General features: G+C 69.9%; 9 protein-coding genes. 6 read left to right on the top strand and 3 right to left on the bottom strand.

Annotated features, from left to right (window positions below):
• Positions 1–45 precede the first annotated feature (45 nt).
• The 4 genes from ACFYXF_RS11435 to ACFYXF_RS11420 are packed head-to-tail and all read left to right on the top strand — an operon-like array spanning position 46 to position 2,434.
• A complete protein-coding gene (locus ACFYXF_RS11435; RefSeq protein WP_389349300.1) occupies positions 46–753 on the top strand; it encodes a hypothetical protein in 708 nt (235 codons plus the stop codon).
• Positions 747–1,367 carry a hypothetical protein gene (locus ACFYXF_RS11430; RefSeq protein WP_389349299.1) on the top strand — a complete coding sequence of 207 codons (621 nt, stop codon included), beginning with the start codon at positions 747–749 and terminating at the stop codon, positions 1,365–1,367. The genes ACFYXF_RS11435 and ACFYXF_RS11430 overlap by 7 nt, the downstream gene beginning before the upstream one ends.
• Positions 1,360–1,983, top strand: coding sequence for a hypothetical protein (locus tag ACFYXF_RS11425; RefSeq protein ID WP_389349298.1), 624 nt, complete (start codon positions 1,360–1,362; stop codon positions 1,981–1,983). The genes ACFYXF_RS11430 and ACFYXF_RS11425 overlap by 8 nt, the downstream gene beginning before the upstream one ends.
• A 25-nt stretch (positions 1,984–2,008) precedes the next feature.
• Positions 2,009–2,434, top strand: a complete 426-nt coding sequence (locus ACFYXF_RS11420) for a hypothetical protein (RefSeq protein WP_389349297.1) — start codon at positions 2,009–2,011, stop codon at positions 2,432–2,434.
• 243 nt (positions 2,435–2,677) lie between these two features.
• Here the strand turns inward: ACFYXF_RS11420 and ACFYXF_RS11415 are convergent, their stop codons facing one another.
• The gene (locus tag ACFYXF_RS11415) at positions 2,678–6,433 is read right to left on the bottom strand and encodes a hypothetical protein (protein WP_389349296.1); all 3,756 of its coding nucleotides are present in this window, start codon (positions 6,431–6,433) and stop codon (positions 2,678–2,680) included.
• Positions 6,434–6,690: 257 nt separating this feature from the next.
• Between ACFYXF_RS11415 and ACFYXF_RS11410 the strand changes: the two genes are divergently transcribed.
• Together ACFYXF_RS11410 and ACFYXF_RS11405 are read left to right on the top strand one after the other, a co-directional pair.
• A complete protein-coding gene (locus tag ACFYXF_RS11410; RefSeq protein ID WP_389349295.1) occupies positions 6,691–8,637 on the top strand; it encodes a pectinesterase family protein in 1,947 nt (648 codons plus the stop codon).
• A 230-nt stretch (positions 8,638–8,867) separates the two neighbouring features.
• Positions 8,868–9,998, top strand: a complete 1,131-nt coding sequence (locus ACFYXF_RS11405; protein ID WP_389349294.1) for an ABC transporter substrate-binding protein — start codon at positions 8,868–8,870, stop codon at positions 9,996–9,998.
• Between the two features lie 25 nt (positions 9,999–10,023).
• On the opposite strand, the gene ACFYXF_RS11400 is transcribed toward ACFYXF_RS11405, so the two are convergent.
• Both ACFYXF_RS11400 and ACFYXF_RS11395 read right to left on the bottom strand, forming a co-directional pair.
• Positions 10,024–10,953, bottom strand: a complete 930-nt coding sequence (locus ACFYXF_RS11400; protein ID WP_389349293.1) for a helix-turn-helix domain-containing protein — start codon at positions 10,951–10,953, stop codon at positions 10,024–10,026.
• A gap of 209 nt (positions 10,954–11,162) precedes the next feature.
• Positions 11,163–13,316, bottom strand: coding sequence for an ABC transporter permease (locus ACFYXF_RS11395; RefSeq protein ID WP_389349292.1), 2,154 nt, complete (start codon positions 13,314–13,316; stop codon positions 11,163–11,165).
• Positions 13,317–13,846: the final 530 nt, after the last annotated feature.

The following is a 13,846-nucleotide window of genomic DNA, read 5'->3' as shown; positions in this document are numbered from 1 at the left end:
ACACCCCATGAGCGCACCCATCACGAACGAACGAGAGGTAAGTCCATGCATGGAGTGCCGCTGACGGAGCGGGTCATCGAGGCGGTGCGCCGCGATCCGGGAGCCAGCGCGCTGCCGCACCTGCTGCCGTACGTCAATGTGCCCTGGGTGGAAGGCGGTGAGGCCAGGCCGATGGCCGAGGACGTGCTCGCGGAGGCCGTGTTCCCGTCCGGGCGCCCGTTGCCGCCGAGCCTGCGCGCCTGGCTGGCGTACGACACCAGTCTGCTGGAGCGCCACAAGTGGTTCGCCCCGGACGGCGGGTTCGCGCCGCGGCCACTGGACCAGTTGGTCGGGGACGAGATGGGCGACTTCTGGGCCGAGCCATTCGCATGGCTGTCCGGGCACCTCTCCGAGTGCTTCCTCCTGCCAGGCGGATCGGACTCCCGACGGATCCTGGCCGTCACGGAGCCCGACGAGGAGGGCGAGTACCCCGTCCTCGCGCTCGACCTGGACGACATGCCGTACCTCGGACTCATGTACCCGGGCTTCGACGTCTACCTCGCCGACACCGCAGGCCTGCTGGAACTGGGCAAGCGGCAGACCTACACGGACCTCATCGACCATGGCACCTACGGGCCCCGGATGCGCCGCCACGCCGTGCAGTGCTTCGCGGGCGAGACCTGTGTGGAGTACCCGTTCGAGTTCGCCCCCCTCTACGAGCAGTTGTTTCCAGGGCAGGGGCTGATCGCCGGACGAGGTGGGAGCCAGTGCTGACGCTGTCCACCTGGCGGGCCCGCTTCGACCCCCTGCACGACACCTCCGGTGTGGCCCGGCAAACCGGTGGCCAGATCGCCGACTTCCTCAGGCACGACCACGGCTGGTACCACCACGCCGGCGACCTGATCCTCCCCGACGACACCGACCTTGACATCGCGCTGGTCGTCGACGGCGACCTGGTGGTGCACGGCTTCCTCGACGACCATGTGTCCGGCCTCGGCATGCTGGTCGTCCTGGGCGACCTGGTCGTACGGGACCTGCTGTCGTGGGGCGCGCTCTACGTCGGGGGCGACCTGCGCTCACAGGGCGTGGTCCACGCCTATTACAACGACTTCACCTTCGAGGTCGCGGGCGCGGTGCACGCCCGGGCCCTGATCCTCGACGACAAGTTCGGCGACTACCGCAGGGGCACCCTGGGGGTGGAGATCGACGCGTACGATCCCACGCCCGAGCAGCTCCGGGCCGCCCACGAGATCTTCGTCCCCGAGGTGTACGAGGAGGACCGGGACGCGGAGGAGGAAGAGTCGGAGTCGCGCAGGCCGAGCTATGACCGGATCCGTGCCCGGCTGCACGCCGGCCGGCCCCTGTTCAAGGACGAGAGCAGTGGCTGAGCAGTACGTATCGGCGTTCGTCGTCGAGGAGGAGCACTTCCGGGCCATGGTCGGCTCCCGGGACGAGGACCTCGTCCGTACGGCCGTCGCCGCTGTCCGCCCCCTGCGGAAGGCGGGGAAACTGCTGCGTGCCACGGACGCCCGCGAGGTGGAGCGGGCGCTCCGGGAGATCGTCTCCGGGCTGCCCACCCCATCCCGCGCAGGTGGGTACGGCTGGCTGCTGGAGCTCCTAGCCCCTGCTCTCGGGGAGCCCGTCGGTGAGGTGGTCCTGCCGGGGCGGGGATGGCACGACCTGGAGAAGGCGCTGTGTTCCTGGGGGTTGGCCTCTCTCGCCGAACTCTGGGGGCGTGCCTGGTCGTTCCCCCTGACCGACAACCCACGGCAACCCGACCCGTGGCCCTTCCCGGTGCTCGCGCCGCTCAAGGAGCTGGACCGGATCCGGGACGAGCTCACCGCCTTCGACACCGACCGCGTCTACGACGACTACGGCTTCCTGCCGGGCGGCGACGACGTGGAGGAAGTGGTGCCCTTGCTGGACGAGTCGTTCCCGGCGTGGGTGGACGCGACCATCGTCCACGGCCGCGACCTGCTCCTGATCCGTGACGGCGGAAGGTGAACATGCCGAACGGAGGCAAGGCCCCATGTCCATGTGGTTGAAGCTCACGAAGCTCGAACCGTCGCTGCTCAAGTCGGCGCTGGAGGAGTTCAGACGGACCGGGGACTCCTTTGGGTGCGACTACCGCCTGCTCAGCGCCGTCGCCGAAGGCCGTGCCGAGGTCGAGGAGGGCACCGCGGACTGGACGAAGGCCTACCCATGGCTCGCCAGGTCGACCGGCCACGGCTGCGTCGTCATCGAGGAGCACCGGTTCGGCTACGGGCCCGCCTTCATCCTCACCCCCGACGAGGTCCGTCAGGTCGCCAAGGGCCTGGTCGCCGAAGGCTGGGCCGTCGGTGCCACGGCGGCCGACTGGGACGGGGAGAGCGAGGACCACGGGCTCCAGGACCTGGGCCCGTTCTTCGCGGCCGCCGCAGCCGAGGGAAAGGCGGTGCTCGGCGGGGTGGACTGAGCCTGTGCGACCCCCGTTGCCGGGGCCTACAGCTGCCACCACCACGCTTCGAGGTCCTGGTCGTCGGCGAACTCCACGGGCACCGCGTAGGGCGACCGTTGTGCGATGAAGGAGACTCAGTGAAAGGCACACCGGACAGCCCGCCCACGCCAACTCAACGGCCCACGACCCCGAACGCGGCACCCAGCGGACGCCGGCACCGACTTCAACCACGCCACCGCGCCGCGACCAACGGCCCCGGAATCAGCGCCCGCACACCTTGCGGTACGGCGCGTCGGGTACGTGTGTGTGCCACTGGGCGGGGGTCAGGTCGGCGCCGCCGGTGCGGGCGCAGATCCGGGTGACGGCCCGGGCCGGGTCGATGGTGTACCGCTGGAGCGGGGCGTGGGCGCCGGCCGCGTGGAGCGTGGTGCTGTCGGGATCGAAGGCCAGGGAGGTGATGGCGTCGCCGGGGGTGGTCAGCGGGCCGCCGAGGGGCTGCTGGGTGGCGATGTCCCACAGCTGGAGCGTGCCGGCGTCGCCGCCGGCGGCCAGGGTGCGGCCGTCGGGGCTGACGGCGAGTGCGCTGACCGCCTCGGCCGTGTCGCCGAGCGGCGTGGGGAAGACGTTGCGCAGCACCCCCGCGCGGTTCTTCAGGGCGCCGTCCCACAGTGAGACCCGCCCGGTCTGGTCGCCCGCCGCGAGCCGGGAGCCGTCGGGGGCGAAGGCGAGGGCACCGATCCTGTTGCCCTGGACGAGGTCGTGGGAGCGGACGGTGCCGGAGGGCAGGCGGACGGCGCGGTCGGCGCCGACGAGCAGTCGTCCGTCGGGGCGGACGGCCAGCTCGGTGCCGGTCGCGTCCGGGTGCACGGCGGTCCGCCGGTGCCGCGCGGTGTCCCACACCTCGTTGCTCGGCTTGCCGAGGGGGGTTGTGCGTACGGCGTACAGGGCGTGGCCGTCGGGTCCCAGGGCCAGGGTGACCACCGCTCCGACGGGCGACGGCGTCGCCAGATCCAGTGCGGTCCGTGCGCGGCCGCGGGCCGTGTCCCAGAGGGTGAACCGTTGCGGTGAGGCGAGGCGGCCGGGTGCGGAGACGCCGTAGGCGAGCGCGCCGCCCTCGGGGTCGAACGCCATCAGGGCCAGGGTGTCCTGCGCGAGGACCGGCCCGTCGGGATCGCGCGAGACGGGCAGGGGCACCGGCGGCAGCGTCCGCACCACGTGTCCGTCGCGGGTGTCGCGCAGCTGGAAGCGGTACATGTTGTCGGCGCGTTCGGCGGTGGCGAGGGTACGGCCGTCCGGGCTGAGCAGCACCGTTTCAAGGGGATCGTCGCGCCATGCGGAGGTGACGGCGCCCGTGAGGTCCAGCGTGTGGACGGTGCCGCCTTCGAGGTAGCGCAGCAGCGGCCGGCCGGGGTCCCAGGCGAGGCCGCCGTAGAGGTGCTCGTTGTTCAGGGGGTGGCGGAACGCCGGGGCGGGGGCGTCTGTCGTGACGGCCGTGAGACGCCAGGCCCTGATCTCGCTGCCGCCGGCGGTCGCCAGGAAGGCCCCGTCCTCGCTGAAGGCGAGGCTGTGTACGTCCCGGTCCGCGAGGCCGACGATCAGGCGTCCTGACACGGCGTCCCAGACCTGGACGCCGTCGGGGGAGGCCATGGCGAACCGGTCGGCCCCGGCGCCCGGGCCGCCGAACACCAGCGTCGAGTCGTCGTCGCAGAGGGCGCCCGCGTCCTCCCAGTCGCCGGGCAGGGTACGCCCGCGCTCGGTGTCCCACAGCCGCGGCGGCCTGCCGTTGGGGCAGTCGGCCAGCAGTCGGCCGCCGGTGCCGGCCGCGACGTTCGCGAGGCGGGTCGCCCGTGTCTCGAACAGCAGTGTGCCGTCCGCGGCCGAGCGCAACCGCACCCGGTCGTCGTCCGGACCGCTCACCGCGTAACTGCGGCCGTCGGCGCCGAAGTTCACAACGGCGTCGGCCGGCACAGGGGCGCCGCTCCACCGCCCGGCCGATGTGTCCCACAGCCGGGTGCCGTCGTCCCCGGCGACCACCAGCAGCCGCCCCTCGGGGTCGGCCCCGGCCACGGTTCCGTCCGGCAGCCGGCCCGAGGCGAGCCGGTGGTGGGTCGCCACGTCCCAGGTGCGCCAGGTGCCGTCGGCAGCACTGAGCAACGTACGGCCGGAGCGGGTGAGGAAGCGGGCGGGGCTGCTTCCGGGAGCCGGGTCGGTGAAGGTGTCGGTCTCGGGCTGGGCAAGGGCGCCGAGCAGGGCGCGACGGGTGTCCGGCGACTCGGTGACCCGCCAGGCGGCGACGCCGAGCAGCTGAGCGGTGCGCGGGTCGGTGGTGCGCAGGGCGTCGGCGACCTCGGCGACCCGGTGGGCCGCTGCTTCGGTACGCCGGCGCTGGTTGTCGCTGTGCTGTGTCCAGGCGACCAGGCCGGCGACCAGGGATACGGCCAGGACTGCCGCGAGCGAGACCAGCTGTGCCCGGCACCGGCGCGCGGAACGGGCAGCCGCGTGCTGCTCGGCCTCGCGGGCGTCCAGCGCGGCGGTGAGAAAAGCCCGCTCGGTCGCGGTGAGCAGGCCGTCGTCGTCAGCGAACAGCTCCTCCGCGCGGGCCAGCCGGGTGCTGTACAGGGCGCCGGGGTTGCGGTCGTGCTCCAGCCCGGTGCGGGCGGCCTCGGCCAGGGCCCGGTGGTGGCGCAGGCGTTCGCGATTCTCCTCGATCCAGCCGTGCAGCCGGGGCCAGCAGGTGATCAGCGCCTCGTGGGCGAGCTGGGCGCCGTCCTCGTCGACGGTCAGCAACCGGGCGCGGGTCAGTCGGTCCACCACCGCCGACACGTCGGCTCCCGCCCACTCCTCAAGTTCGGCCCGGGTGAGCGGGCGTCGCGTGTCGGGGGTGCCCTGGCCGGGCTCGACCATCCGCAGCAGCAGGTGCCGGGCGGTGCGGGCCTGCTCGGGCGACAACTGCGCGAACGCCTTTTCGGCAGTCGCCGCGATCGCGCCGTGTACACCGCCCACCGCCTGGTAGGTGGCCAAGGTCAGTGTCCGGCCCCGGCGCCGCCGCCAGGTCTCCAACAGTGCGTGCGAGAGCATCGGCAGTCCGCCGGGCTCGTTGAGCACCTCCTCGACGATCCGTGCCGTCAGCTCCCGCTCGACAAGGAGACCGGCCGCCTGAGCAGGCTTCACCACTGCCTCGCGCAGTTCGTCCGCCGACATCGGGCCGACCAGGAGGGCCGCGCCGCGCAGGGCGTCCGCCAGGTTCCGGTGTTCGGCGCAGCGGGCGTAGAAGTCGGCCCGTACGGCGATCAGCACCCGCACGCGGCTGTCCGGGTCCCGGGCGGCGAGCAGCAGGTCGATGAAGCGGGTCCGCTCCGCGCGGTCCCGGCACAGGGTGAAGACCTCCTCGAACTGGTCCACCACGACCCAGCTCTCCGGCTCGCTCTCCGCCGGGGCCAGCAGATGGCCGTACGTGGCGGCGGGCCGTGGCCCCGGGGTGAGGATGCGCAGCACCGCCGGGCCGCCCAGGTCCCGGATCCGCTCCCGCAGCCGGGGGATGAGCCCGGCCCGCAGCAGCGAGGACTTGCCGCTGCCGGACGCCCCGACCACCACCGCGAACCGGTGCTCGCACACCAACTCCCGCAATTCCTCCGTCAGTCGGTCCCGGCCGAAGAACAGATCGCGGTCGTCCGGCTCGAACCGGGCCAGTCCCCGGTACGGCGGCGGCGCGTCCTCGGCATCCTCCCGTGCCTCCCCCGCGGCCGCGGCCTCCTTCCAGCGCGACTCCCACTCGCCCGGATCGCCTCCGCAGCCGCGCACGTACCCCTGGACCACGGCGAGCGACGGCAGCCGGGTGCCGGCCGCAGCCTTTGACAACGTTGCCGCCGAGAACCCCGCCACGTCGGCCATGGTCCGGTACGACGGGTTGCCGGCGGCCCTTCGCAACTCCCGCAGCTCATGGGCGAAGCGCTGCGCCGGTCCGGCCGCCGGATCCAGAGGTCTTTCGGGACGCGCCACGGACTTGCCCACTTCCATGCAGATTCCGCAGAGCGGTGAAATCTCTACTCAAGGACCAAAAACATATGTTTCCTGCCGCTCGGTAGTCACCGCTTTCCTCCGAGATGTGACGTTGATGACAGTGATGGAACGGGCCGCGCATCAACTCGGCGGCACCGCGCGGGATTGATTCCCCTGATGCAGGGGGGTGAGCAACAACCTGTGCGTTGTCAGCCTCGGTCACGTCAGCCCGGATCTCCGGATCCCCGGCCCACCGAGCACCTGGAGAACAGCGCATGTCCTCTACCGACATCACGGCGCTCCCCGAACGGGGGGTACCCCAGCCTCCGCCCCGGCGAGGCGCCCGCAGGGTCACCGTCGGATCGATCGTGACCACGGTCGTGCTGTCGATCTTCGCCACTCTGCTCGGCCCGCTGGGCGTACTGCAGAGCGCGAGCGCCGCGACCGGTGCGAACGTCACCTGGCGCATCAGCAGCGAGCCCGCCGACGCCAAGACCGGCTACGTCACCATGCTCAACGGCATCAGGGAGGCGATCAGGGCCGGCAGGGTCAGACCGGTTTCGGGAGGCCCGGCCGTCGACGTCACCGACGTCGACGGGGCCAACCAGTTCATCACCGTCGACCTGCACGCCGAGGACAGACCCGAGTTCATCCGGGTGTTCATGCGCCGGTCGGACTCCTACGTCATGGGATGGCGGGTGGCCACCGAGGACGGTGCCGGTGCTGTGCACTTCGGCAACTTCCTGACGCTGGACCCCCACGTGAACCTGCCGGGGGCCATCCGGACGGGCAATGGCGCGAACGTGAACTCGCGGTTCGAGAACCTGGCGAACTACAGCGACCTGCAGCAGCAGGGCGCCACCCGCGAGGGCATGCAGATCACTCCGGCCAGCCTGAACACCGCCGTGCTGAGGCTCCAGGGCGGTGAGCAGATCGAGACCAGGCTCGGGGCGCAGTCGATCCTTCAGGTGATCGTGGCAGTCGCCGAAGGTTCTCGGTTCCGGAACCAAGCGGGTGAAACGGCGACGGCGTTCGGCAGGGGGCAGGCCTTCACCGTCACCGCGCAGCACATGGCGCAGCAGAACAACTGGGCCACCATGAGCAGGGCGCTCCTGGTCGCGATCGTCGCGGGCGTCGCCGTCCTCGCGGCTCCCATCGAGGTCGGCGCGGTCGTCTTCGGGACCGTGGCGGCCCTCGCGGCCGCGGTCATGACGGCCCATCACTCGAACGTGAACACCAAGGGCAGGCACCTTGCCGAGGGCGACTTCTCGGAGTATGTCCAGCCCGACGGCTTCGGCGACTACCCGACCGTGCAGGCCGCGATCGACGCCGCTCCCACGGACGGGGTCGAGCACAACATCATCATCGCGCCGGGCACCTACCACGAGACGATCAACGTCCCGGCGAGCAAGCGCAAGCTGTTCATCAAGGGTTCCACCGGCAACGCAGCCGACGTCGTCATCACCGCCGACAAGGCCCACGGGATGATCAATCCCGCGACCGGCGCGCCGTACGGAACCCAGGGCAGCGCCGTGGCCACCTTCAAGGCGCCCGACATCACTGTCGCGACCATCTCGATCGTCAACTCGTTCGACCCCGCCAAGCACCCGGAGGTCGGCCCGTACGAGACGCAGGCCGTCGCGGTGGCCGCCATGGGCGACCGGCAGACCTTCAGCCAGGACCGGATCATCAGCCGCCAGGACACGGTGCTCGTCAAGGGGATACAGCCCACGGACCAGGCCCGCCAGTACTTCGTCGGCAGTTACATCGAGGGCACGGTCGACTTCATCTTCGGCAACGCCACCGCGGTGTTCGACCGGTGCAACATCGCCATGCGCAACTGGGTCGGCGGCACGGTGCTGGCACCCAACACCGACAAGAGCAAGAAGTACGGAATCCTGATCTCCGGCAGCGAGATCTTCACCAACGGCGTGCCGGTGAAGACGATGTACCTCGGCCGGCCGTGGCACAACTCGCCGGACGTTTCGCCCCAGGCGGTCGTCCGCGACAGCGTGATCCACTCGGGCGTCAACTCCGACCACCCCTGGACCGACATGACCACCGACTACTCCTGGACGCAGGCCCGGTTCAAGGAATACAACAACTACGGCCAGGGAGCCGGAGACAACCCGAACGCACCGCAGCTGACCGACGCCCAGGCCCCTGACTACACCGCCAGGAAGTACCTGGCCGGCACCGACGGCTGGAACCCGGTCTACTGACCGAAACCGAGCCGACGGGCACACAGCCCACCGGCGGAGGCCCTTCCCGTCCGGCGGACGGGAAGGGCCTCCGCGCAGGTGCACAACAGGTACACGCCGGGCGGTATCCCCGCCCGAGTCCTCGAATGACCAGTACGAGTCCGGAGGACACCTGGCAGCGCCGAAGAGGGCGCGTGAGGCTTCTGATCAAGGGCTGCGCAGTCATGGCAGCCGTATGGACAGGAGCTCCCTTGACCAGCAAGTCGAATCGACGTCGACTGACCACTCTGGCCGCTGTGCTGACGGTGACCGTGACCGCGGGTGTCACCACGGCCGGCGCCCGGCCCTCCGGCGGGACAGTGAAGGCCGCGTCCGAGAGCGACCAGCTTGCCGCACTGTACGAGAAGGCGAAGCAGGAGGGCGGCACGCTCACCGTCTACGCGGGCGGCGACGCGTTCCGCGGTCAGGACCGCGTCGTGCAGGCCTTCGAACAGCGCTTCCCCGGGCTGGACATCGACATCAAGGTCGACCTGAGCAAGGACCTGGTCCCGCGCATCGACAACGAGATCGCCCGCGGTGAGGTGAAGGCCGACATCGCCCACATCCAGCTCTCCAACGACCTGGAGCGATGGAAGAAGGAGGGCGAGCTGCTCAAGTACCGGCCGATCGGCTGGAACAGGATCTACCCGCAGTTCAAGGACGACGGCTACATCACCGGCATGGGCGTGACCGCCTTCGCCAACGTCGTCAACAAGGACCTCCAGACGAAGGGCGAGGCACCGGTCGAGGCCCTCGACTACCTCAAGCCCGAATTCAAGGACCAACTCGTCCTGACCTACCCGAACGACGACGACGCGGTGCTGTGGCAGTTCCAGCAACTCGTGAAGACGTACGGCTGGGACTACTTCGACCGGCTGCGCGCCCAGAACCCGCAGTGGATCCGCGGCTCCCGTCCGGCCGCCAACACCGTGGTCGCCGGCACCAAGCAGGCCACCTTCACCGCGTCCAACGCGCTCAACCAGCCCGCGAACTCCACGGTCGCGTTCACCCTGCCGAAGACGGACCGCTTCCTCAGCTGGGCGCAGTCGGCGTCGATCCTCAAGCAGGCCAAGCACCCCGAGACGGCCAAGCTGTACCTGAGCTGGCTGACCTCCAAGGAGTACCAGGACACCATGGTGTCCCAGTGGTCCGTACGCTCCGACGTCCAGGCGAAGAACGGCTGGGGCACGATCTTCGACTACGAGAACACCGACCCGACCGCGTTCGCGAAGTGGCTGCGCAACCGCACCGAGGTCGAGAAGTTCCGCAACCAGATCGTCTTCTACCTCGGCGCCCCGAAGGGCGACTCCCCGACCAAGGAAACCTTCCCCGACCGGCCGTGAGCCGAAGGAGGCCGGGACACGCCCGTCATGTCTCCTCACGGTGGGCACGGCGGAAGTCCCCGGGCGTCGTACCGGTGTAACGGGCGAAGAATTTGCCGAAGTTGGTGGGTTCCGAGAAGCCCAGCTGCTGCGAGACGAGGGCGACCGGGTCGTCCGTGTGGGCGAGCAGCCGCTGCGCCTGCAGCACGACCCGGGCGTTGATGACGCACTTGACCGGCTGCCCGGTGGCGGCAAGACAGACCCGGCTCAGGGTCTTCACGCTGTAGCCCAGGCGGGCCGCGTAGTCCTCGGCTCGCCGGGTCGTGGCGTACGAACGTTCCAGCTCGGCGTGGAAGCGGGCGTACACCTCGCCGGCCGAGCGCGGGTCCGTCCCCGGGCGGGGCAGGCGGTCGATGTGCAGCATGAGCGTGGCCAGCAGCAGTCGGAGGATCTCACGCGAGACAGTACCCTGTGAGCTGGTGTATTCGGCGGCGAGCTGAGCCAGGAGGCCGGATACCCGGGCGTACTCCCGGCCGGTCCCCAACTGCCAGCAGACGGGCCCGAACCAGTCGGTGATCAGCCGGTCGGCGGCGCTGAATTCGGGCGGGAAGTCGGCCGTGAAGATCAGATGCGGTCCGTTCAGCTTCGCTTCGGGGTCGTGCTCGTCCGTCGTACCGAAGCGTTGTGCCTGGCCCGGCCGCACCCACAGCAGTGTGCCGGGGCGGCAGGGGTAGTCGACGAAGTCGACGGTGTGCTCACCGCCGCCGCGCGTGACGAGGGTGATCGTGTGGAAGTCCACGCGGTGCACGCGATGCAGCCGGCCGCCCTGAACGCGACGGCGCAGCGTGGCCAGGTCGACCATTTCGAGCCCGGGCACGGGTGCGTCCGGCGCGTTGAACCCGAACTCGGGAATCGAGTCGCCCCCTGGCGATACGTACGGCGTCGGCGGCTGCGCCGCGTCTAACGGTATGGGCATGGATGAACTCTCCGATGTCCGACTCGGGATCAAGAAGGTGGGTGTCAGACCGTCCACCGACACCGCTGGCCGGCAAGCAGATCTAGAAGGGACGGTACGGGTCCACAGCTACATGCCCCCGGACAACGCACGAGGCTCCCGTGCCGTTGGGAGAGGCGTTCGAAGCCTCAACCCGCAGGCACAGGAGCCGCGTTGGTCACACCGGCGCCTCAGGCGATGCCGGTCCGGTCGAGGGTGGGCCCGGTCTGGCGGTCGTCCCCGGCAGGACCGCCGCCGTTCGTCCCGTCCGTGCCCCGCCTGCGGTCACGGCGGGCGATTGCCCTGTCGATCCCCAGGTGGAGCAGCAGGCACACGGCTCCCCAAGCGGCGATGGTCAGCAGGTGGCCGCCGATGCCGCTGTTGTCGAAGTAGACGGTGGCGCGGATCACGTCGACCGCGGCGGGCAGGGGGAGGACGTCGTTCAGGTCGCGGAAGACCTCGGGGACCATGTAGAGCGAGATGCCGCCGCCCGAGGCGGGGATCCCGATCATCAGGGCGATCACCATGACGGGGATGAGGCCGGCGATGCCGAGCGTGCGGGTGAAGACTCCGGTGAACATCGCGATGCTGAAGATCGTCAGCGCTCCGAAGCCGATCATCGCCGGGGCATGGCCGTTGATCGCGCCGATCAGGACGTCGAACAGGAACCACAGCCACACGCCCATGCCGATGGACCAGCCGATCACCATCGGCAGGAGTTTCCGCAGCCGCTTGATCTCCGGCGCGGCCCCGCGCAGCACCGCCATGATCAGGAAGCCGGACATGATCCAGGACATGGCCGCGTACATGCTGTTGCTGCCGTTGGAGTCGGATTCGGTCAGCGGCTCGACATCGGTCAGTTTCAGCGGGGTGTGCTGGCTGGTCGCGACCTGCTGGAACATCGCCTGCAGGGCGGAGTGCTGGCTGGCACCCGCGGCCGAGGAGGTGTAGAGCGTCGCCGCGCCGTCCTTCGAGGCGGGGAGTACGTACACGCCGACGACCTCGCGGTCGCGGATCTGGTCCGTCGCCTTGTCGAGGGAGGTGCTGGTGGTCAGGGCGAGCAGGCCGCCCATGCCGTCCTGGAGACCACGGGCCGCCTGGTCGGCCTGGTCCTGCGAGGCTCCGACGACCACGACGGGCATGTCGCGGACCTCCGGCTGGTGCAGGGAAGCGCTCATCAGGCCGACGACGACGGTGAGGATGGCCAGCGGGAAGGCGGCCACGGCGAAGTACCGGAACCGCTTGGAGCGCATCGGACCGCCGGCCATCGCGGGCAGCGGAGCATTGGGGTCCTCGGACGGCTCGTCGCCCGGGACGACGTTCCCCTTGCGGCGTTCGATCAGGACCGAGAGCGAGAGAGTGACCACGATCCAGATCGCGAGCGTCAGCAGGTGACCGCCGACTCCCCGGCCGTCGAAGTAGGTGATCGACCGCAGTGCCTCACCGGTGGCCGGCATCGGCAGTACACCGTGCAGGAAGCCGAAGAAGCCGGGCATCTGGTGGATCGACATGGCGAGGTTCGACGAGGGCACCCCGAAGACGACCCACAGCAGCATGCCGGGCACCACCGCGAGTCTGCCCAGGGTCTTGACGAGCAGCAGCTGGCCGAGGGCCGCGGCGGATGTCGCGACCAGTCCGACTCCGACGAACTTCAGGTAGTTGCCGTCGAGTGCGCCCACGATGGGTCCCAGGATCAGCCAGATCAACGTGCTGGTGCCCACCGCCCAGCCCGCCAGCAGGGGCAGGAACCTGCGCAGGGCGAGCAGTTGCGGAGTCGCCCCCGTCATCGCGCTCAGCGGGACGTACCCGGCCATGATCATGCCGATCGTGGCGAACAGCATCGCGGTGCCGGAGCTGTCGCCGGACGGCAGTGGCGCGATGTCCTCGGTCCTGGTCGTCCAGTCGTGCCCCGCCGCCACCGGGGTGAGGAGTTGTTTCACCGTTCCCGCCTGTGAGGCGCCGGCCGCCTGGGCCGTGTAGACGGTCGCCTCGGTGGAGCCGTCCGCGGGGATCAGCAGGACGCCGGCGACGTCACGGTCCTTGAGCAGGTCGAGCGCCTTCGAGCGGTCGGAGACCAGCCGGGGCGCGGCGGCCCCGTCCCGAACGGACTCCAGTTCGTCGACGACGGACTGGGCCACGGCCCCGGAGCCGACGACGGCGACGGGCATGTCCCGGGTCTGCGGCGAGTGCATGGTGCCCATGTACGTCGCGTACATCATCGTGACCATGAGGAACGGGATGAGGAAGATGAAGACCTTCTTGGCGATCTCCTCCTTCCTCCTGTCCGCCTCGTGCGAACCCGGCTCGCGCCCGCTCGCCACGCCGACAGGTGTCGGTGATTCCATGCTGTGCTCCTGTTCGATGTGCATCGGGCGCCAGGAGGGGTACCTGCTCCGCGATCTGCACTGCTGTGACTTCCTTCACCGCGACTGGCGGCGATCCTGCTCAGGCGCAACCGGCCCGGGACGCGGCGGATCTCATTCCAGGACCGAGGCTCGCCGACACCGATCCCGGCCGGAGGAATTCCTGCGAGATCCTCACGGCGGGCATTCCGTCTTCCGCCGCCAGTACCACCTCGGGAACCATGAGTTCATGCCTCTGCGGAGTTCCAGGCTGCCGAATTATTGAACAGTCTCACGAAGTGAGCCTGTCGGAGGCTCGCGACAAGAGTCAAGGTCGGTTGGTGTGAATACTGCAAATTGACCATCTCGTTGCCGAAATACTGCAGCCGTCGTATTCAGGTCAGTCCGCGAGGATATCCGCCCAGGTCACCGCCTCAATTGCAGTCCGCGCCAATCGTCACCGGTATCTCGAGATCACCTTTGCCGCACCGCGGATAGAGGCAAATGACTCTATTCCTTGCCGCACCGCGCTG

This window comes from Streptomyces sp. NPDC002680, from assembly GCF_042889145.1.
Lineage (GTDB): Bacteria > Actinomycetota > Actinomycetes > Streptomycetales > Streptomycetaceae > Streptomyces > Streptomyces adonidis.
Note: the sequence above shows the minus strand (reverse complement) of the source record. Positions and strands in the feature narration are given on the sequence as shown.

Bases quoted from the DNA above. Each gene is read 5' to 3' on its own strand.
- ACFYXF_RS11435 (WP_389349300.1), top strand. From the start codon at position 46: ATGCATGGAGTGCCGCTGACGGAGCGGGTCATCGAGGCGGTGCGCCGC.
- ACFYXF_RS11420 (WP_389349297.1), top strand. From the start codon at position 2,009: ATGTCCATGTGGTTGAAGCTCACGAAGCTCGAACCGTCGCTGCTCAAG.
- ACFYXF_RS11415 (WP_389349296.1), bottom strand. From the start codon at position 6,433: ATGGAAGTGGGCAAGTCCGTGGCGCGTCCCGAAAGACCTCTGGATCCG.
- ACFYXF_RS11410 (WP_389349295.1), top strand. From the start codon at position 6,691: ATGTCCTCTACCGACATCACGGCGCTCCCCGAACGGGGGGTACCCCAG.
- ACFYXF_RS11400 (WP_389349293.1), bottom strand. From the start codon at position 10,953: ATGCCCATACCGTTAGACGCGGCGCAGCCGCCGACGCCGTACGTATCG.
- ACFYXF_RS11395 (WP_389349292.1), bottom strand. From the start codon at position 13,316: ATGGAATCACCGACACCTGTCGGCGTGGCGAGCGGGCGCGAGCCGGGT.